Genomic DNA, 235 nt, shown 5'->3' with positions numbered 1-235 from the left:
GTGGATGAGAGCGCCGCCATGGAGCTTAAATCGTTATTGCCTAGTGGATGTATCACTCAAGTGACTACAGGTGCTGAGGCGTTAAATGCGTTAGTGACCGACAGTCGCACTGATACCGTTATGGCCGCTATTGTTGGTGCAGCGGGTTTAGTACCGACATTTGACGCTGTTAAAGCAGGTAAGCGGGTGTTGTTAGCCAACAAAGAAGCTCTGGTTATGTCGGGTGAGTTATTTA

At 48.5% G+C, this 235-nt stretch carries 1 pseudogene; it reads left to right on the top strand.

The annotated features are described in order from the left end of the window. Window positions 1-63: 63 nt before the first annotated feature. Window positions 64-235, top strand: a pseudogene (locus AAEY79_RS16420) (1-deoxy-D-xylulose-5-phosphate reductoisomerase); the annotation flags it as partial.

The organism is Psychrobacter sp. GW64-MNA-CIBAN-0177 (assembly GCF_040309585.1).
In the GTDB taxonomy this organism is placed as follows: domain Bacteria; phylum Pseudomonadota; class Gammaproteobacteria; order Pseudomonadales; family Moraxellaceae; genus Psychrobacter; species Psychrobacter okhotskensis.
The sequence above is the reverse complement of the archived record's forward strand: the minus strand, read 5'-3'. Positions and strand labels throughout refer to the sequence as shown.